Origin of the sequence: Citrobacter sp. ABFQG, assembly GCF_004322975.1 — a bacterium.
Taxonomy (GTDB): domain Bacteria; phylum Pseudomonadota; class Gammaproteobacteria; order Enterobacterales; family Enterobacteriaceae; genus Citrobacter; species Citrobacter freundii.
This window is the reverse complement of sequence record NZ_CP036435.1, coordinates 2312648-2332995: the sequence shown is the minus strand read 5'-3', so window position 1 is coordinate 2332995 and position 20348 is coordinate 2312648. Positions and strand designations below refer to the sequence as shown.

Genomic DNA, 20348 nt, shown 5'->3' with positions numbered 1-20348 from the left:
TTTTTTTTGCTTAGTGTTCAAGTCGTTGACGGAATTCCTGCAATACGGCGTCCGGCATGCCTATTTGCAGCGCCGCCTCGCAAATCGCCTGCCAGCTTCCTGCATCCAGCGGAATACCGTGTTCCAGCCGTTCCTCGCGAGTATTCACTTCCCACTCACCTGGCAACAGGATCGGGGCATCTTCAGCATGCGGGGACGCTTTCACCCACTCAGCAAATGCTGCGACCTGGTTGTCGCAGTCCGGCGCGCCGAACAGTTCCGGATTCATAATAATAGTGGTCATACAGTTGATGATGGCGTCCGGGCTGGTCTGCAGGCTCTCTTCATGTGTGGTTTTACCCCCTGAAAGCGCACCACCCATAATTTCGCACATCGCCGCCAGCGCATACCCCTTGTGCTCGGCAAAGGTTAGCAACGATCCCAGCGGAGAAACCTGCATTACCGCAGGATCGGTTGTAGGCATCCCCTCCACATCAATCAGACATCCAGGAGCTACCGGCTCGCCCTTATGCCATGCCACACGGGTTTTGCCAAACGCGATGGCACTGGTTGCATAGTCGAGCAATAGCGGGAAGGTATTTTTACGCGGAAAAACAACGCAGAAGGGGTTAGTGCCAAAACGACTATCGCGGCCATGAAACGGTGCAACCATCGGGATCCCGACCACACTCACAAAATGCACTGAGACAAAACCTGCAGCCGCGCATTGCTCCGCCCAGTAGCCAATACGTCCGATATGATGCGAATTATGTAATGCCACGGCGGCGATACCGTGCTGACGAGCTTTTTCAATCCCCAGCGTGATGGCTTCGTGAGCCGCCACCTGACCAAAGGCACAATCGCCATCAAGCGTAATCACCACCCCCGCATCTTTTACCACTTTGGCATGACGGTTGATTTGCAGATGCCCCAGCGAGAATGAACGAATATAGCTTGGGATCATACCGATGCCGTGGGAGTCGTGACCGGCGAGGTTAGAGGCTATCAGATGATCGGCCACCAGCCGCGCCTCCTGATCATTGCTTCCCATCTGGTGAAAAACGGCCTGGATAAAGGCGTGCAGCGTTGGCACATGGAAGCGATGTCCACTGTTCATTGTTATCTCCTGTTGTGTCGCGTGTTTGTTGTGTTTCTTATTTTTCAACAAACTATGCTGCGCCACGGCGCTCAGGAGGTCAATAAACGTGCAGAAATTTCACGTTGCCGAAAAGAGAAAACCGACAGACCAGGTAAAAGGCCCGTCGGGATAACAAATAAATCAGAAACTTTGCTCGACGCGGGCAAGTCCTTCGGCCAGCGAGGCGGATTCACCGGTTGCCACCAGGCAGCAGGCCATCTGAATTTTCAACGATGCCGGGACCGGCTCACTGCCAGCCAGACAACGCTCAATCCAGCGCGCGGTGGTTTCCGGATCTTTTGCCACCGGCAGCGGTACCGGCTCGTCAGGCATCTCGCTTTGTCGGTCCTGTAACACTCGCACACCGGATGAATCTATCAGGCTTATCTGCGGGCAGCGCTGCGGGTTGGCATACACTTCGCCCTCGGTACCATGCATCAACAGGCCGCGCCCACCGATATCGCCGAAGAACTTCGCCACACGCGAGACGTATTCCGGGTGGGAAACGCTGGAAAGACGCAGCGCCGCATCTTCAGCAAACGGCGTGGCTAATTTAGCCAGCGTGTGCGCACTGTTACGCACGCCCATGCGCCAGCGCATCGCCAGCTGTTTCTCCAGCGGAGGGCACAGCGCGCTCACCGGGATAAACACCGGCTGATGACCATCCAGCTTTGCCTGCGCCTGCCCGGCATGCAGCGTTGGCGTAATCCCCATCAGTTCAAAAATGGTTTCTGTCAGCACGCGGGTTGGATCCTCGCTGACGCCGTGCACTACTACCGGGAAACCGAGCTTATGCAGTAAAATCGCCAGCAGCGGCGTCAAATTCGCCTGCTTGCGTGCACCATTGTAGCTGGGAATGACAATCGGCATGGGTTTGGCTACTGGCGGAGTCAGGCGAATGGTGTGGTTTTGCATCGCTTCGTAAAAGCCCAGCATCTCCGCTTCGCCTTCGCCTTTAATACGTAGCGCAATCAGCACCCCGCCCATCTCAAGGTCAGGTACGTCGCCGTTCATCATATGGGTATACAGTCCGCGAGCAGTATCCTTGTCCAGGTCACGCGCGTGATTTTTTCCTCGCCCAATCTCTTTAATGATTTTGCGGTAATCCATCGATAACTCCTTGCCTGTTGCTCGCATCGTTAACGCCGACGGCGGCGCGTGGGTTTCGCTTTTTCTTTTGGTTTTACTATAACGTCTGGCACAGCAGGTTGCTCTATCGGAAATATGGGTAACGCGTTCAGTAAACGCTTGCCATAGTTTTTGGTCAATAAACGTTTGTCATAAATAACCACTTCTCCCCAGCAGCCATGGCTACGGATGAGTCGCCCAACCTGCTGGATCAAATTGAACGACGCCGCGGGCAGGCTCTGCACCTCGAAGGGGTAGCGGTTCAGGCTTTTCAACCACTCGCCCTCGGTGATCACCACCGGGCTGTCGATCGGTGGAAAAGCAATTTTGTGAATATGCACCTGGGTCAGCAGGTCGCCTTTCAAGTCCAGACCTTCAGCGAAAGATTGCAGCCCAACCAGCACGCTGCGCTCGCCGTTGGTCACCCGTTTGCGGTGCAACTCTACCAGACGATAGCGCGGCTGATCGCCCTGCACCAACAACAGCAGGCGCAGATCGGTAACATGCTCAAGAAAACGCTGCATCGCCCGACCGCTGGCAAAGAGTACCAGCATCCCCTGATGCTTTTTGCTTTCCAGCTGTTCGCGGAAATAGGCGGCCATTTCCGCGATATGCTGCTCTTCGTTATCAATTAACGGTTCGTAGCGCATCTGCGGAATGACGATTTTGCCCTGTTCAACGTGATTAAACGGTGAATCCAGCGCAACAAACCGATCCCCTGCTTTTTCCTTCAGACCACTCATCTCCTGCAAACGCGAGAAGCTGTTGAGCGAGCGCAGCGTTGCGGAAGTGACAATAATATGCGGGACGCTACGCCACAGCAGTCGTTCGAGCTGATCGCTCACACGGATCCCCACGCAGTGGAACCAGATGTGGATTTGCCCGTCACGCACCTCGCGCGTCGCCCATTTACTCACCGGCGCGCCTGACGACTGCGCGAGCGATGCCAGCCGCCACAGTTTGCTTTGCGCCTCAAACATGCCCAGCGCCCGGTTCATCTGCAAAATAACCCGATGCAGACGCACAATATCGTGAGTGCCGGTTTTTTCGCTGAGATCGTTGAGGAACAGTTCCGCCAGCCCGCGTAGCATTTCCGTAAGCTTTGCCAGACGCTGACAAATCTCCATCACTTCTGCAGGCAGTTCGCCCATCGCAAAGCGGTGTTCCGCCTCCTGAGTAGCAGGCATATACAGATTAAGAATGTTATTGAGCGATGAAATCAGTTCATACAGCTCTTCACAGTGACCGTTCAGACGCTCGGCATTCGCCAGCGGCGGCGTGGTTTTCGGGCGAAACTGTTCCAGACAGGTCGCCACTAATTTGCAAAACAGATCCAACTGGAGCCGATACCAGGGGGCGCTGATTTCCGCGCTCATCTCCAGCGCATCGCGCGCGACATCCGGCAAATGGTGGCCTTCATCAAGTACCAGCAACAAGTTTTTCGGCTCCGGCAAAACGGCTTCGCTTTCCATCGCCGCCATCACCAGCGCATGATTAGCCACCACCACTTCAGCTTCCTGAATCTCCCGACGGGCGACAAAAAAAGGGCACTCACGGTAGTAGTGACAGTTGCGATTCAGACAGCTAGCTTTATCGGTGCTCAGACGCTGCCAGAGTCCGTCGTCAATGGCGATATCGGTGTGATCGCGCAGCCCGTCCCACTTGTAGCTGTCGAGATCGCCTTTTAACCTGGCGCAGCGCTTTTGTTCTTCCTGGTTGTTGGGCGTTAGGTCATCGTCGAGAAAAGCCAGCAGATCCTGCTGATTGGGTTCAGTACTGGCCAGCGCCGCTAAGTTACGCGGGCAGACATAGCGTCCGCGACCAAACGCGGCGGTAAAACGCAGGTCAGGGATAATTTTGCGCAGCAGCGGTAAATCTTTGCTGTAGATCTGATCCTGCAAAGCGACGTTGGCGGTGCTGACCACCAGCGTTTTTTGCTCTTCACGCGCAATGGCAATACCGGGAATCAGATACGACAGAGTTTTCCCCACCCCGGTCGGCGCTTCAATCGCCAGATGCCGCCCTTCTTCACCTGCCAGCGTTTTCGCGACGTCAGCAATCATCTGCCGCTGCGGCGCACGGGGGATAAAGTCGGGGATCTGTTCCTGAAGCGCCTTATACCAGGCGGCGATTTGCGCTTTTAACGCGGCCGTTAGTGCCATGAGAAAACCTGAAATACTGTATAAACAGCCACTATTGTGGCACATTTCAGGCCCTGGATGTACCTTTTTCCCCCATTCTGGAAAGCGTTTCGCAATTCATTTTTCCTGGCCGGACGGCTGTTCGAGTCCTGTCCGGCCAATAATTCACTGACGTTTAATAGTATCCCAACAGCTTCCACCACAGCATGCCCACGGCAAAAATGATGATCACATTTGCCGTCACCACACAGAGGTTAATTTTGTAAAAGCGCGGTCGTTCAAAATAGCCCTGGGCAAAATAAATGGGGCCAGGTCCACCACCATACTCGGTATTCCCCCACATCAGGTTACTAAAGATACCGAAGCAAATAGCCACCATCATCGGCGGTGCTCCCGCAGCGATCGCCGTGGCCGCGAAAGGGGCATACAGCGCAGCCACATGCCCGGTCGCCGTAGCGAAGAGATAATGGACGTAAATGTAAAGGATCCCCAACACAATAAAGGACTCGATCGCGCCAAAACCCTGAATACCGCTGCCTAACTTTATGGTCATCCATTTAATAAAACCCAGATCGGCAAGCCCTGTCGCCAGACTAATAATGACGCTAAACCAGATCACCGTATCCCAGGCGGCGTGGTCATTAAGCAAACTTTTCCAGCTAACAGCGCCCGAGGCAAACAGATACGCAGCCAATCCCAGCCCGACAGATGTGGCAGACAATCCCGTAATCAAGCTGGTCCCCCAACCAACCAATGCCAGCACAAAACCAAACGCGACCTTTTTCTCATTGCTGCTCATCGAACCGAGCTCACCGAGGGCCTGTTTGCCCATCGCTTTCGCCTCCGGCGTACGCTTAAGCTCGGGATCCAATAATTTATAAACCAATAGCGGCATCAGGCAGAAACAGACCATCGCAGGAACCACTGCGGAAATAAACCATCCGCCCCAGGTTATCTCTATTCCTAATGACGATTTCGCCAGACTCGCTACCAGCGGATTCGCCGCCATCCCGGTGAGAAATATTGCCCCGGTAATCGGCGTAAACTGGAAGCACACCATGGTTAAGAAATCGCCGATACGCTTGCCCGTTGCCCCCGGCGCTGAGCCCAATACATCATTGATGGAACGAGTGATAGGGAAAATAATCCCCCCGGAACGCGCGGTTACTGATGGCATTGCCGGGGCCATAATCAGATCGGAAACCCCCAGTGAGTAAGCGATACCCAGGCTGCTGCCACCAAAGAGCGATAACATTTTATACGCAATACGTTTCCCCAATCCCGAGGTTACAAAACCCAGAGACAAGACGTAGGCACAGAAAATGAGCCATACTGTACCGGATGCAAAACCTGACAATGCTTTTGCCTCTGGCAACGTTTTGGTGAAAATTACCACGCAAAGTGCAATCAACATCACCGCCCCCGAAGGGAGCGGCTGGGTAAGAATCGCGGCTATGGTCGCGGCAAATATCGCGAACATATGCCAGGCCTGAGGCGTCAGACCAGCAGGTACGGGATAAAACCAAATGATCGCGCCTATCGCCAGCGGTATCAGGAACGAGAGAATGGATTTTCCCGTGGCAGAATTTTTTGACATAAAAATATCCTTATTCCGTTAGCCCAAGAGCGTTCATTTCCGCGACATATATCTCGCTAATACCTGATCCACCATTGCTGGCGCCATTCCAAGGTAATTTGCCGGGTCGGTCAGTTCTTCAATCAACTGCGGGTCAAGTCGTTCCGAGACAGATGGCATCGCATTCAGCACGTCCGCTAATCGCCCGCCTTGTTCGTTGACGATGCGGCAAGCGTCGTACACCACATCATGCGCATCCTGACGACCAATGTACGGAGCCAACCCCATCATGACCGCTTCAGCCACAATCAATCCGTTGGTCATACCGAGGTTACGTTTCATCGCCGCTTCATCGACCACCAGCCCCGCCAGCATAAAGTTAGCCTGATGCAATGCCCCCGCGCTGAGAACGAAACTCTCCGGGATAGCAATCCATTCGGCATGCCACGGCCCGGTTGCACGCTCCAGATCTTGCACCATTGCATCAAGCATCAGCCCTGCCTGTTGGCGAACGCCTTTGGCACAGGCCAGCATTAACTCGCTGGAAATAGGGTTGCGTTTCTGCGGCATAGTACTGCTGGCACCGCGTCCTTTAACAAACGGCTCATACAGCTCACCAAACTCGTTTGCTGCCAGCAGCATTACGTCGTAGGCAATCTTGCCCAGCGACCCGGTAATCACCGCTAACAGATTCACCGCCTCGGCGAAACCATCACGCGCAACATGCCATGTGGACGTTGGGATATTCAGCCCAAGCTCTTCCATCATCGCTTTTTGTACCGCCAGCCCTTTATCCCCCAGCGATGCCAGCGTACCGGCGGCACCCGCAAACTCGCCGACCAATACACGAGGACGCGCCTGAGTCAGACGTTCCGCGTGACGTTCAAACATATCCAGCCAGATGGCTGTTTTATAACCGAAGGTCACTGGCAGAGCCTGCTGCAAATGGGTTCTCCCGGCCATCGGCGTATCACGATAACGGCGTGAGAGATCGGCCAGCGTTGCACGAAGTTTGTCCATATCGGACTCAATGAGCGCAAAAGCATCACGAATTTGCAGGACTACAGCAGTGTCCATAATGTCCTGAGTGGTTGCCCCCCAGTGCACATAGCCGCCGGACTCGCCAGCCTGTTTAGAAATCTGGTGCACCAGCGGTAGGATCGGATAACCCACGATTTCGGTTTCATGGCGTAATAAATCAAAATCGAGCGTATCGGCATTACATTTTTCAGCAATTTCCTGCGCCGCAGCCTCAGGTATCACACCGCAGCGTGCCTGGGCTTTAGCTAATGCCACTTCCACTTCCACGTATTTGCGTACCAGCTCGCGATCGTCAAACACCGCGCGCATCGCCGGTGTGCCGAAAGAATCCCTGAACAGAACAGAATCAAGTACATTCGAAGCCATAAATCCCCCTGGAAAATCTGATAGTGATAAGATGCGTGTTTACGGTCGTTTTTTAGATATTCAAACGCCGACACAATGTCCAGACATAATTAAATGTCCGTACATTTGAATGTACGGACATTTATAGTATTCATAAGAAATGTAGGGAATAGTCCGTACAAATTTTCGTGATAAAGATCACTAATATTTTGATGAAACCGCGATGAAAGAATCTCTGTACAAGCGAATAGCACGTGAACTGGCGCAGCAAATTTCGGTGGGGACCTTTGCCCCCGGATCGCTGTTTCCAACGGAAATGGAACTGTGCGAAACATGGCAGGTCAGCCGCCACACCATGCGTGAGGCGTTGAGGGAATTAACAGAGCAAGGTCTGATTTCACGGCGTAAAGGCGCGGGAACTCGCGTTTGCGAACCTAAGGCTAACGGTGTCAATCACCCGCTATCGCATCTTGAGGATCTGTTGCTGCTGGCCAAAAACAATCTGCGCGTCATCAAGAAAATCGATGAGATTGTGGCGGACATCGAGCTGTCCCAGATGATTGGCTGCCCGCCAGGTTCCCGCTGGCTGCACATTGCCAGTACTCGCGAAGATGCGCAAAACCCCGACGCACCGATCTGCTGGACGGACAGCTATGCCAGCACGGATTACGCTAAACTGCGCACCTACATCCGTGACGATCCACACTCATTAATCAGCGACTTGATCGAAACGCATTACGGCATCAAAAGCCATGAGGTGCATCAGACCATTACGGCTGTCGGTGTGCCCAAAAAGGTGGCAAAGATCCTCAACGTAGCGCCTGATTCGCCAGCGATGAGAATTGTGCGTCGTTATCTGGACAGGGACGGGAAAGTATTTGAGACGACGATTTCGATTCACCCGGCAGGACGATATACCTGCTCAATCGTGCTGAAATCGCAAAGTTCGGGGGAGTGATTGACCTGTCCGGCCTACACCCTGTGTAGACCGGATAGCGTGTTTATACTGCCAGACAGCAAGGTGAATTACTGGGCGGAAGACGGTTTGCGCGGACGGCGCGGCGGACGAGGCTTATCGCCTGCCGGTTTGCCTTCGCCATTACGCGGCTTCGCTTTTGGCGCACCGCCATCCTGACGACGCGGCTGCTGGCCACGCCCTGCTCCGCCCTGCCCGCGACCACCACCGCCGCCACGCTGCTGGCGACCATTCTGGATCGGCTCAGCTTTAATGGAGGGATCTGGCTCATAGCCTGGCGTTGCAATACGCGGGATCTCTTTTTTCAGCAGCTTCTCGATGTCACGCAACAACTTGTGTTCATCGACGCACACCAGAGACAACGCTTCGCCGGTAGCAGCGGCACGCCCGGTACGACCAATACGGTGCACATAATCTTCTGGGACGTTTGGCAGCTCGTAGTTCACCACGTGCGGTAACTCTTCAATGTCCAGACCACGCGCGGCAATATCGGTCGCTACCAGCACGCGTATATCACCGGATTTAAAATCAGCCAGCGCACGTGTACGCGCCCCCTGAGATTTATTACCGTGGATTGCCGCACTGCGGATGCCGTCTTTATTCAGCTGTTCTGCCAGATGGTTCGCGCCATGTTTGGTACGGGTAAACACCAGCACCTGCTGCCAGTTGCCCTGACCAATCATCTGTGACAACAGTTCACGTTTACGTTTTTTATCGACGAAATGAACATGCTGAGTTACCTGCTCGGACGCGGTATTACGACGCGCCACTTCGATTTCCAGCGGGTTATGCAGCAGTTTTTCGGCCAGCGACTTAATGTCATCAGAGAACGTTGCCGAGAACAGCAGGTTCTGACGTTTTGCCGGCAGTTTTGCCAGAACGCGACGAATATCGTGAATAAAGCCCATATCCAGCATGCGGTCAGCTTCATCCAGTACCAGGATCTCCACCTGATCCAGTTTTACCGCATTCTGATGCTCCAGATCGAGCAAACGACCCGGGGTGGCAATCAGTACATCCACACCGCCACGCAGTTTCATCATCTGCGGGTTAATGCTGACGCCGCCGAAGACCACCAGCGAGCGAATATTCAGATACTTACTGTAATCACGGACGTTTTCGCCAATCTGGGCCGCCAGTTCACGGGTTGGCGTGAGGATCAGCGCACGAACCGGACGACGGCTTTTACCATGCGGCTGATTGGTAATCAGGTGCTGCAACAGCGGCAGGGTAAAACCTGCCGTTTTCCCCGTACCGGTCTGGGCGCTGGCCATCAGATCGCGGCCTTCCAGCACGGCAGGAATAGCCTGCTGCTGAATAGGGGTAGGTTCACGGTAACCCTGCTCGGCAACGGCACGTAAAATTTCAGGGTTTAAACCAAGGGAATCAAAAGACATAACAACTCCGAACCGCCCTGACCGTTACCGGTGTCGTTTTCAGGGAGATACATACAATAGAGATGACAAAAACCACAATGTCATGAAGGGGCGGAGTGTAGCAGTTTTTGTGATGTGCCGCATAAATTATCCCTTCACTGGAAAATAACCGTCCGGACTGGACAAGGCAGCACATCAGTCATAATCTTAATCAATCGATTGATTAAGATCAGAGTCGTGCCATGAATACACCCACCATGACAACCAAAGGTGAACAGGCGAAGAACCAGCTCATTGCCGCCGCATTGGCGCAATTCGGCGAGTATGGTCTGCACGCCACGACGCGCGATATCGCTGCACAGGCCGGGCAAAACATTGCGGCTATCACCTACTATTTTGGCTCAAAAGAGGATTTATATCTCGCCTGCGCCCAGTGGATTGCAGATTTTATCGGCTCACAGTTTCGTCCGCACGCTGAAGAGGCCGAGCGTTTATTCGCTCAGCCAGAACCGGATCGTGGCGCGATGCGTGAACTGATCCTGCGCGCCTGCAAAAATATGATCATGCTGTTAACCCAGGACGACACCGTTAACCTGAGTAAATTTATCTCGCGTGAACAGCTTTCCCCCACAGCGGCTTATCAACTGGTGCACGACCAGGTTATCAATCCGCTGCATACACACCTGACGCGCCTGATTGCCGCCTATACCGGCGGCGATGCCAACGATACCCAAATGATTCTGCATACCCACGCCATCCTCGGCGAGGTGCTGGCTTTTCGTCTGGGGAAAGAAACCATTCTGTTGCGTACGGGCTGGTCACAATTTGATGAGGATAAAACCGCGCTGATTGACCAAACGATCACCTGTCACATCGATCTTATTCTGCAAGGTTTAACGCAAAGGAGTCTGGAGTCATGAAAAAACCTGTCGTTCTCGGGCTGGTTATCGCGGCCCTCGTTGCCGTGATTGCCGGTGGAACGTGGTGGTATCAGAGTCGGCAAGATAACAGCCTGACGCTATACGGCAATGTCGATATCCGTAGCGTCAACCTGAGTTTTCGCGTCGGCGGCAGACTGGCCTCACTGGCGGTTGATGAAGGCGATGCGATTACCGCCGGTCAGGTACTGGGTAAACTGGACCGCGCACCGTATGAAAACGCATTGATGCAGGCAAAAGCCAACGTTGCCGCCGCGCAGGCGCAATACGATCTGATGCTGGCAGGGTATCGCGAAGAAGAGATCGCGCAAACCGCGGCGGCAGTCAAACAGGCGCAGGCCGCCTATGATTACGCGCAGAATTTTTACAATCGGCAGGTAGGATTGTGGAAAAGCCGTACCATTTCTGCCAACGATCTGGAAAATGCGCGTTCATCTCGCGATCAGGCGTTAGCTTCATTGAAATCCGCACAGGATAAACTCACGCAATATCGCAGCGGTAATCGTGTGCAGGACATCGAACAGGCAAAAGCCACGCTCGAACAAGCCCAGGCAGAGCTGGCACAGGCAGAGCTTAATTTGCATGATACCACGCTGACCTCGCCATCTGACGGCACGCTTCTCACCCGCGCGGTTGAACCCGGCAGCATGCTGAACGAAGGGAGCACGGTACTGACGCTGTCGCTCACGCGTCCGGTATGGGTCCGCGCCTACGTTGACGAACGCAATCTGAGCCAGGCGCAGCCAGGACGTGAGATCCTGCTCTATACCGACGGTCGCCCGGACAAACCGTATCACGGCAAAATCGGCTTTGTGTCACCAACCGCCGAATTTACGCCGAAAACGGTCGAGACTCCTGATCTGCGCACCGATCTGGTGTATCGCCTACGAATTGTCGTAACCGACGCGGACGATGCGCTACGTCAGGGAATGCCGGTAACGATAAAATTTGGCGATGAGGCACGGCATGAATGACGCCGTCATTACGCTTAAAGGGCTGACGAAAAACTTTGCTGGAATGGAAAAACCGGCCGTCGCCCCGCTCGACTGTATCGTGCATGCGGGCTACGTGACCGGGCTTGTCGGGCCGGACGGTGCGGGCAAAACCACGTTGATGCGCATGCTGGCGGGATTATTAAAACCTGATGCCGGAAGTGCTGCGGTAATTGGTTTTGACCCCATCAAAGACGACAGCGCGCTGCACGCGGTGCTGGGCTATATGCCGCAGAAATTTGGTCTGTATGAAGATTTGACCGTCATGGAGAACCTCAATCTCTATGCCGATTTGCGCAGCGTCACCGGTGAGGCGCGAGAAAAAACCTTTGCCCGACTACTGGAGTTTACCTCGCTGGGGCCATTTACCGGACGACTGGCCGGCAAACTTTCCGGCGGCATGAAGCAGAAGCTCGGGCTAGCCTGTACGCTGGTCGGCGAACCCAAAGTGTTGCTGCTGGATGAGCCAGGTGTGGGTGTCGACCCAATTTCCCGTCGCGAACTGTGGCAAATGGTCCACGAACTGGCCGGAGACGGCATGCTGATCCTCTGGAGTACGTCGTATCTGGATGAAGCAGAGCAATGCCGTGATGTGCTGCTGATGAACGAAGGCGAATTGTTATACCAGGGCGATCCTACTCAGCTTACGCAAACCATGGCTGGTCGCAGCTTCCTGATGAGCAGTCCGCAGGAAAATAACCGCCGACTGCTACAACGCGCGTTAAAACTACCGCTGGTCAGCGACGGAATGATTCAGGGGAAATCCGTCCGTTTAATCCTGAAAAAAGAGGCGACAGCTCAGCAGATCCAAAACGCTGACGGCATGCCGCAGATAACCATCAATGAAACTGCACCCCGCTTCGAAGATGCCTTTATCGATTTACTCGGCGGAGCCGGAACATCGGAATCCCCGCTGGGCGCTATCCTGCATACCGTAGAAGGCACGCCTGGCGAAACGGTGATCGAAGCCAAAGCGCTGACCAAGAAGTTTGGCGATTTTGCCGCGACCGACCACGTAGACTTTTCCGTACAGCGCGGCGAGATTTTTGGTCTGTTAGGACCCAACGGTGCCGGCAAATCCACCACCTTTAAAATGATGTGCGGCCTGCTGGTCCCCACTTCCGGCAAAGCGCTGGTGCTGGATATGGACCTGAAAGTCAGCTCCGGCAAAGCGCGTCAGCATCTGGGTTATATGGCGCAGAAATTCTCCCTGTACGGTAACCTGACGGTTGAACAAAATCTGCGCTTTTTCTCCGGCGTCTACGGCCTGCGTGGTCGGGCGCAGAAGGAGAAAATCGATCGTATGAGCGAGGCATTTGGCCTGAAGAGTATCGCTTCCCACGCCACCGACGAACTGCCGCTGGGGTTTAAGCAGCGTCTGGCGCTGGCCTGCTCGCTGATGCATGAACCCGACATTCTGTTCCTTGATGAACCCACTTCCGGGGTCGATCCCCTCACCCGTCGTGAGTTCTGGTTGCATATCAACAGCATGGTGGAAAAAGGCGTCACGGTGATGGTGACCACCCACTTTATGGACGAGGCGGAATACTGCGATCGCATCGGGTTGGTGTATCGCGGCAAACTGATTGCCAGCGGAACACCGGACGACCTGAAAGCTCAGGCTGCCGACAGCGACACTCCGGACCCGACCATGGAGCAGGCGTTCATTACGCTAATCAATGACTGGGATAAGGAGCATACGCATGAGTAACTCCGCTCTCTCCTGGCGTCGCGTACGTGCGCTGTGCGTGAAAGAAACCCGCCAGATCGTTCGCGATCCCAGCAGTTGGCTGATTGCGGTGGTGATCCCGCTGCTGCTGCTGTTTATCTTCGGCTACGGGATAAACCTCGACTCCAGCAAGCTGCGGGTCGGGATTTTGCTCGAACAGCAAAGCGAAGAGGCGCTGGATTTTACCCATACTATGACCGGTTCGCCGTATATTGACGCCACCATCAGCGATAACCGGCAGGAATTGATTGAGAAAATGCAGGCCGGGCGCATTCGTGGGCTGGTGGTGATCCCTGTGGATTTTGCCCAGCAGATGGCGCGACCTAATGACGTGGCACCGATCCAGGTGATCACCGATGGCAGCGAACCCAATACCGCCAATTTTGTGCAGGGTTATGTCGAAGGTATCTGGCAGATTTGGCAGCAACAGCGGGCGGAAGATCGTGGGGAATCGTTCGAGCCTTTGATCGACGTGCAAACACGCTACTGGTTTAACCCGGCGGCCATCAGCCAGCACTTTATTATTCCCGGGGCGGTAACCATCATCATGACGGTGATTGGCGCGATCCTCACCTCATTAGTGGTGGCGCGCGAATGGGAACGCGGAACCATGGAGGCACTGCTTTCTACCGAAGTTACCCGCGTCGAATTACTGCTGTGTAAACTGATCCCCTATTATTTCCTCGGCATGCTGGCGATGCTGCTGTGTATGCTGGTGTCGGTATTTATTCTTGGCGTGCCCTATCGCGGCTCGTTGCTAATCCTGTTTTTCATTACCAGCCTGTTTCTGCTCAGTACGCTTGGCATGGGGTTGCTTATTTCCACCATCACCCGCAACCAGTTTAACGCCGCGCAGGTCGCGCTGAACGCCGCTTTCCTGCCCTCGATTATGCTGTCAGGTTTTATCTTCCAGATAGACAGCATGCCCGCGATTATCCGGGCGGTAACCTACATTATTCCGGCGCGTTATTTCGTCAGTACCCTGCAAAGCCTGTTTCTGGCGGGAAATATTCCGGTGGTGCTGATTATTAACGTGCTGTTTTTAATCGCTTCGGCGGTGATGTTTATTGGCCTGACGTGGCTTAAAACCAAACGTCGGCTGGATTAAGGGGACGGGCATGTTTCATCGCTTATGGACATTAATTCGCAAAGAGCTGCAATCGCTATTACGCGAACCGCAGACGCGAGCCATTCTGATTTTACCGGTGCTGATTCAGGTGATCCTGTTCCCGTTCGCGGCAACGCTGGAAGTCACCAACGCCACGATCGCTATCTATAACGAAGACAACGGTAAACATTCGGTTGAGCTTACCCAGCGCTTCGCCCGCGCCAGCGCTTTTACGCATGTTCTGCTGCTGAAAAGCCCGCAGGAGATTAAGCCTACCATCGATACGCAAAAAGCCCTGCTGCTAGTGCGCTTCCCGGCCAATTTTTCGCGCAACCTGGACACCTTCCAGCAAGCTCCTATGCAGATTATCCTCGACGGGCGTAACTCCAACAGCGCGCAAATTGCCGCCAATTACCTGCAGCAAATCGTTAAGACGTATCAGCAGGAGCTGATGGACGGCAAGCTGAAACCAAACAACAGCGAGCTGGTCGTGCGTAACTGGTACAACCCGAATCTGGATTATAAATGGTTCGTGGTGCCGTCGCTGATCGCCATGATCACCACTATCGGCGTAATGATCGTCACCTCGCTCTCGGTTGCCCGTGAGCGCGAACAAGGCACGCTGGATCAGCTGCTGGTCTCCCCGCTTACCACCTGGCAGATTTTCATCGGCAAAGCAGTTCCCGCGCTGATTGTGGCCACCTTTCAGGCCACCATTGTGCTGGCAATTGGTATCTGGGCTTATGACATTCCATTTGCCGGTTCACTGGGGTTGTTCTATTTCACAATGGTAATTTACGGGCTGTCGCTGGTCGGCTTTGGTCTGCTGATTTCATCGCTGTGCGCCACCCAGCAGCAAGCGTTTATCGGCGTGTTTGTGTTTATGATGCCGGCGATTTTACTCTCGGGCTACGTCTCACCAGTCGAAAACATGCCGGTCTGGTTGCAGAATCTGACGTGGATAAACCCGATCCGCCATTTTACGGACATCACGAAACAGATTTACCTGAAGGATGCGAGTCTGCAGATTGTCTGGGGAAGTTTGTGGCCGCTGTTGGTGATAGCGGCCACAACCGGCTCAGCGGCGTATGCGATGTTTCGACGTAAGGTGATGTAGCTTTTTGTCTTTCGCCAGCAGCGAGACCACGGCGGGTCCGGCCAGGATCACCAGACCCGCCAGTGCCAGCAAGACGTTGTTTTGCAGCACGCGCGACAGTAACCACAGCACGATCATTGCGGCACCGAAATACCACGTGGTAGTCAGCTCTTCCAGCACATCAGCGACGTCACGCCAGCGTTGTTCATGGTGACGTTGCAAGGCCAGCATTAATAAAACCGTTACGCCGTAAACGACGCATAATCCCAGGCCGACGCGCACCAGCGTGCCGCTCATCCAGCCCATTACCAGCAACGCCACTACCAGTAAATGCAACACAATCTGCCAGCAACTTAGACCCGTTGCGACACGAACACGTTGTTGCCACCTCATGGCTTTTCTCCTGAAGGATTTTCAACTAATTGTTCAGAGTACCGGACTTTACGGAAAATTCCGCAACACTGCATCTTTTTGTGACGATGACTACACTATTTTATTTAGGAAGTGACGCCAACGGGAGGCTCATGAGCGGATCGGGAGTTCAATTTTCATTCAATGTGCTCACCATTAATACTCACAAAGGGTTCACCGCCTTCAACCGGCGTTTTATTTTACCTGAGCTAAGGGAGGCCGTCAGAACGGTCGGTGCAGACATTGTATGCCTGCAGGAAGTGATGGGTGCGCACGAAGCTCATTCGCTGCACATTGAGAACTGGCCGGATACCAGTCACTACGAATTTCTGGCGGACACGATGTGGAGCGACTTCGCCTACGGGCGTAACGCCGTGTACCCGCAGGGACATCACGGTAATGCTGTGCTGTCGCGGTATCCCATTGAGCATTATGAAAATCGTGATGTGTCGGTCGGCGCGAGTGAAAAGCGCGGAGTCCTTTACTGCCGAATCGTACCGCCAATGCTCTCCCACCCCATCCATGTGATGTGTGTGCACCTCGGCCTGCGTGAAGCTCACCGCCAGGCCCAGCTCGCGATGCTGGCAGACTGGGTTAACGCCCTGCCCGACGCGGAGCCGGTGGTGATTGCCGGGGATTTTAACGACTGGCGGCAAACGGCCAATCGCCCGTTGAAAGCCAAAGCTGGCCTTGACGAGATTTTTACCCGCGCCCACGGCCGCCCGGCGCGAACATTTCCGGTGCAGTTTCCCCTGCTGCGTCTGGACAGGATCTATGTGAAAAACGCGAATGCCAGTACCCCAACGACGCTGGCGCTGCGTCACTGGCGACATTTGTCCGATCATGCCCCTCTGAGTGCGGAGATTCATTTATGAAATATGGCTGGCGTGAAGGCAATCAAATTCAACTACTGGAAAACGGCGATCAATTCTACCCCGCCGTCTTTGACGCCATTGAACAGGCGCAGCAAAAAATAATCCTCGAGACCTTTATCTGGTTTGAAGATGCGGTAGGAAAACAGCTGCATGCCGCGTTGCTCGAAGCCGCCCGGCGAGGAATCAAAGCAGAGGTGCTGCTGGATGGCTACGGCTCGCCGGATCTTAGCGACAGTTTTGTCGAAGAGCTCACCGTAGCCGGCGTTGTTTTCCGCTACTACGATCCGCGTCCGCGTCTGTTCGGGATGCGCACTAATCTCTTTCGCCGTATGCATCGCAAAATTGTGGTCATTGATGATCGTGTTGCCTTTGTTGGCGGCATCAATTACTCCGCTGAACACATGTCTGATTACGGTCCGGAGGCCAAGCAGGATTACGCCGTGCGCGTTGAAGGTCCAGTCGTTGCTGACATTCTGAAATTCGTGCTGGAAAACTTGCCCGGACAGAGTGCTGTACGACGCTGGTGGCGACGTCATCACCGGGCAATCGACAATCATCGCCCCGGCGAAGCGCAGGCGCTGTTCGTCTGGCGCGATAACGAAGAACATCGTGATGATATTGAACGCCACTATCTGAAAATGCTGACCCAGGCACGGCGGGAAGTGATCATCGCCAATGCCTACTTCTTTCCCGGCTATTGCTTTCTGCATGCCCTGCGTAAAGCGGCCCGACGGGGCGTGCGGGTAAAACTCATCGTGCAGGGTGAACCGGATATGCCGATTGTGAAAGTGGGCGCCCGCCTGCTGTACAACTATCTGGTAAAAGGCGGCGTCCATGTCTATGAATACCGCCGTAAACCTCTGCATGGCAAAGTGGCGCTGATGGACGATCACTGGGCGACGGTGGGCTCCAGCAATCTTGATCCACTGAGCCTGTCACTGAATCTGGAGGCAAATCTGATTATTCATGACCGTACGTTTAATCAGACCCTGCGTGACAACCTGAACCCTATTATTGCGCAGGACTGCAAGCGGGTTGATGAATCCATGCTGCCAAAACGCACCTGGTGGAACCTGACCAAGAGCGTACTGGCCTTCCACTTTTTACGCCACTTCCCGGCGCTGGTCGGCTGGCTGCCGGCGCATACCCCGCATCTGGCCGAAGTAGAGCCGCCCGCGCAGCCTGCTCTGGAAACTCAAGACCGTATACAAACTGAGGATGCAGGAGGGAAAACCTGATGGCAAAAAGCCACCGACGCTGGCGGTTAGCGAAAAAGATCCTCACATGGCTGTTTTTTATTGCGGTGATCGTGCTGCTGGTTGTTTATGCCAGCAAGGTCAACTGGCAGGAAGTGTGGACGGTAATTCGCGATTACAATCGGATCGCCCTGCTCAGCGCCGTGGGGTTGGTGATCGTCAGTTATTTACTTTACGGCTGTTATGATCTGCTCGGGCGCTACTACTGCGGCCACAAACTGGCAAAACGCCAGGTCATGCTGGTGTCGTTTATCTGTTACGCCTTCAACCTGACATTGAGCACCTGGGTGGGTGGTATAGGGATGCGTTATCGCCTTTACTCGCGCCTCGGATTGCCGGGGGGCACAATAACGCGGATTTTTTCGCTGAGTATTACCACTAACTGGCTGGGCTATATTCTGCTGGGCGGTTTTATATTTACCTTCGGCGTCGTCGAACTGCCCGCACACTGGTATATCGATGAAGGCACATTGCGCATCTTAGGCATTGCGCTGCTGCTGATTATTGTTGTTTATCTGTGGTTTTGCGCCTTCGCTAAACATCGTCACATCACCATCAAGGGCCAAAAACTGGTGCTGCCCTCCTGGAAATTTGCCCTCGCGCAAATGACGATATCCAGTGCGAACTGGATGGTAATGGGGGCGATTATCTGGTTGTTGCTCGGTCAGAATATCGATTATTTCTTCGTGCTGGGCGTGCTGCTGGTGAGCAGTATTGCCGGCGTAATCGTGCATATTCCCGCGGGGATCGGCGTGCTGGAAGCGGTGTTTATGGCGCTGCTGGCAGGAGAGGACACGTCTCAGGGAACAATCATTGCTGCCCTGCTCGCGTATCGCGTGTTGTACTATTTTATTCCGCTGCTTCTGGCTCTGGTGTGTTATTTGTTGCTGGAGAGTCGGGCAAAAAAGTTGCGGGTAAAAAACGAGAAGGCGATGGCGAAATGATAGTATATATAGTGCCGGATAAGGCTTAACGCTTTATCCGGCCTACTTTTGATACCAAGCGGTAGGCCGGATAAGCGCAGCGCCATCCGGCAACAGAGAATTAACGACGATTGCCGAAAATACGCAGCAGCATCAGGAACAGGTTGATGAAGTCCAGATACAGCGTTAAGGCCCCAAGAATCGCGTATTTACGCAGATTGGAGCTGTCGCGCAGGTCAATCTGCTCACCGATATTTTTCAACTTCTGCGTGTCATAGGCGGTCAGACCAACAAACACAATCACCCCGATATAGGTCACCGCCCACATCAGCGCTTCGCTCTTCAGCCAAAAGTTAACCAGTGAGGCCAGCACAATACCGATCAGCGCCATAAACAGCATATTGCCGAAGCCGCTCAGATCACGTTTGGTGGTGTAGCCATACAAACTCATGATCCCGAACATCCCTCCGGTAACCACGAAGGTGCTGGCGATAGACGAGTAGGTATAGACGATAAAAATGCTTGATAGCGTCAGCCCGGTTAATGCCGAATAGAGCATAAACAGCGTGGTCGCCATACCCGCGCTCAGCCTTTGCACCATGCCGGACAGGACGAACACCAGCGCCAGTTGAGCGATGATCAGGCCAAAGAAGGTGATTTTGCTGGAGAAGACAAACATCATCACCGCGGGCGTATTTGCCGCATACCAGGCGATAAACGCCGTCAGCAACAGTCCGCAGGTCATCCAGCCGTATACCTGCGCCATATACGTTTGCAGGCCGGAACGGGCCTGTACAATAGAATCGGATCGTGGGAATCGGTCCATGACAATCTCCTGAATCAGTATGAGCCTACAACAATTGTACTCTACCAGCGTTTTGCTGCTAGCTTATCGCTGTCGCGGGCATCAACCCAGCGCTCACCTTCCGGCGTGGCCTCGCGCTTCCAGAACGGCGCGCGGGTTTTCAGGTAATCCATAATGAACTGCCCGGCATCAAACGCGCTGCTGCGATGCGCACTGGTCACGCCAACAAACACGATTTCGTCACCCGGCCACAGTTCGCCAATGCGATGAATCACCGTCACCCGACCCAGCGGCCAGCGCAAACGCGCTTCGTCGACAATCTCCGCTAGCGCTTTTTCGGTCATTCCCGGATAGTGTTCCAGCGTTAACGCCTTAACGCTGTCACCGAGATTGTGATTGCGCACTTTACCGGTGAAAGTGACTACCGCGCCGTCTTCATCGCGCTCTGCCAGCCAGGGATACTCATCCCCGACGCGAAACGGCGCAGGGCCAACAACAATTCGCGTTTCCGCCAT

Annotated in this window: 18 protein-coding genes; 9 read left to right on the top strand and 9 right to left on the bottom strand. The window is 54.2% G+C overall.

What is annotated here, in order from left to right; genetic code table 11:
• Nucleotides 1-10 precede the first annotated feature (10 nt).
• From WN16_RS11305 to WN16_RS11285, 5 genes are all read right to left on the bottom strand, one after another.
• On the bottom strand, nucleotides 11-1096 hold the full coding sequence (locus WN16_RS11305) for a malate/lactate/ureidoglycolate dehydrogenase (RefSeq protein WP_044701098.1): 1086 nt from the start codon (nucleotides 1094-1096) through the stop codon (nucleotides 11-13).
• Between the two features lie 162 nt (nucleotides 1097-1258).
• Nucleotides 1259-2227 (bottom strand): DNA-binding protein YbiB, encoded by a 969-nt coding sequence (ybiB, locus tag WN16_RS11300; RefSeq protein ID WP_003035227.1) that lies wholly within the window; start codon nucleotides 2225-2227, stop codon nucleotides 1259-1261.
• A gap of 29 nt (nucleotides 2228-2256) precedes the next feature.
• On the bottom strand, nucleotides 2257-4407 hold the full coding sequence (gene dinG / locus WN16_RS11295; protein WP_003837021.1) for an ATP-dependent DNA helicase DinG: 2151 nt from the start codon (nucleotides 4405-4407) through the stop codon (nucleotides 2257-2259).
• A gap of 154 nt (nucleotides 4408-4561) precedes the next feature.
• Nucleotides 4562-5983, bottom strand: a complete 1422-nt coding sequence (locus WN16_RS11290; protein ID WP_003837022.1) for a DASS family sodium-coupled anion symporter — start codon at nucleotides 5981-5983, stop codon at nucleotides 4562-4564.
• Between the two features lie 33 nt (nucleotides 5984-6016).
• On the bottom strand, nucleotides 6017-7369 hold the full coding sequence (locus WN16_RS11285; protein ID WP_003837024.1) for an adenylosuccinate lyase family protein: 1353 nt from the start codon (nucleotides 7367-7369) through the stop codon (nucleotides 6017-6019).
• Between the two features lie 202 nt (nucleotides 7370-7571).
• Between WN16_RS11285 and WN16_RS11280 the strand changes: the two genes are divergently transcribed.
• Nucleotides 7572-8306: a GntR family transcriptional regulator gene (locus WN16_RS11280; RefSeq protein WP_016149828.1), complete on the top strand. Its 735-nt coding sequence runs from the start codon at nucleotides 7572-7574 to the stop codon at nucleotides 8304-8306.
• 68 nt (nucleotides 8307-8374) lie between these two features.
• Here the strand turns inward: WN16_RS11280 and rhlE are convergent, their stop codons facing one another.
• Nucleotides 8375-9721 carry an ATP-dependent RNA helicase RhlE gene (rhlE, locus tag WN16_RS11275; RefSeq protein ID WP_003035219.1) on the bottom strand — a complete coding sequence of 449 codons (1347 nt, stop codon included), beginning with the start codon at nucleotides 9719-9721 and terminating at the stop codon, nucleotides 8375-8377.
• A 221-nt stretch (nucleotides 9722-9942) separates the two neighbouring features.
• Between rhlE and cecR the strand changes: the two genes are divergently transcribed.
• The 5 genes from cecR to WN16_RS11250 are packed head-to-tail and all read left to right on the top strand — an operon-like array spanning nucleotide 9943 to nucleotide 15584.
• On the top strand, nucleotides 9943-10620 hold the full coding sequence (gene cecR / locus WN16_RS11270) for a transcriptional regulator CecR (RefSeq protein WP_003035216.1): 678 nt from the start codon (nucleotides 9943-9945) through the stop codon (nucleotides 10618-10620).
• Entirely contained in the window at nucleotides 10617-11612 is a 996-nt protein-coding gene (gene hlyD, locus WN16_RS11265; RefSeq protein WP_032938552.1) for a secretion protein HlyD, read from the top strand. The genes cecR and hlyD overlap by 4 nt, the downstream gene beginning before the upstream one ends.
• Nucleotides 11605-13341 (top strand): ATP-binding cassette domain-containing protein, encoded by a 1737-nt coding sequence (locus WN16_RS11260; protein ID WP_003845404.1) that lies wholly within the window; start codon nucleotides 11605-11607, stop codon nucleotides 13339-13341. The genes hlyD and WN16_RS11260 overlap by 8 nt, the downstream gene beginning before the upstream one ends.
• Nucleotides 13334-14467, top strand: a complete 1134-nt coding sequence (locus WN16_RS11255) for an ABC transporter permease (protein WP_003035208.1) — start codon at nucleotides 13334-13336, stop codon at nucleotides 14465-14467. Before WN16_RS11260 ends, WN16_RS11255 begins: the two co-directional genes overlap by 8 nt.
• 10 nt (nucleotides 14468-14477) lie before the next feature.
• A complete protein-coding gene (locus WN16_RS11250) occupies nucleotides 14478-15584 on the top strand; it encodes an ABC transporter permease (RefSeq protein ID WP_003035205.1) in 1107 nt (368 codons plus the stop codon).
• On the opposite strand, the gene WN16_RS11245 is transcribed toward WN16_RS11250, so the two are convergent.
• Complete coding sequence (locus WN16_RS11245; RefSeq protein WP_003035203.1) at nucleotides 15546-15956, bottom strand: YbhQ family protein; 411 nt, start codon at nucleotides 15954-15956, stop codon at nucleotides 15546-15548. The genes WN16_RS11250 and WN16_RS11245 overlap by 39 nt on opposite strands.
• Before the next feature lie 131 nt (nucleotides 15957-16087).
• Here WN16_RS11245 and WN16_RS11240 point away from each other — a divergent pair, with 131 nt between their 5' ends.
• From WN16_RS11240 to WN16_RS11230, 3 genes are read left to right on the top strand one after another with little or no spacing between them, the layout of a single operon-like run.
• Complete coding sequence (locus WN16_RS11240) at nucleotides 16088-16849, top strand: endonuclease/exonuclease/phosphatase family protein (RefSeq protein WP_003035201.1); 762 nt, start codon at nucleotides 16088-16090, stop codon at nucleotides 16847-16849.
• A complete protein-coding gene (gene clsB, locus WN16_RS11235; RefSeq protein ID WP_044701094.1) occupies nucleotides 16846-18087 on the top strand; it encodes a cardiolipin synthase ClsB in 1242 nt (413 codons plus the stop codon). Before WN16_RS11240 ends, clsB begins: the two co-directional genes overlap by 4 nt.
• Nucleotides 18087-19049: a YbhN family protein gene (locus WN16_RS11230; RefSeq protein WP_016149824.1), complete on the top strand. Its 963-nt coding sequence runs from the start codon at nucleotides 18087-18089 to the stop codon at nucleotides 19047-19049. Before clsB ends, WN16_RS11230 begins: the two co-directional genes overlap by 1 nt.
• Before the next feature lie 100 nt (nucleotides 19050-19149).
• Here WN16_RS11230 and WN16_RS11225 read toward each other — a convergent pair whose 3' ends face one another.
• Nucleotides 19150-19854 carry a Bax inhibitor-1/YccA family protein gene (locus WN16_RS11225; RefSeq protein ID WP_003831536.1) on the bottom strand — a complete coding sequence of 235 codons (705 nt, stop codon included), beginning with the start codon at nucleotides 19852-19854 and terminating at the stop codon, nucleotides 19150-19152.
• A gap of 41 nt (nucleotides 19855-19895) precedes the next feature.
• Complete coding sequence (gene moaE, locus WN16_RS11220) at nucleotides 19896-20348, bottom strand: molybdopterin synthase catalytic subunit MoaE (RefSeq protein ID WP_003035193.1); 453 nt, start codon at nucleotides 20346-20348, stop codon at nucleotides 19896-19898.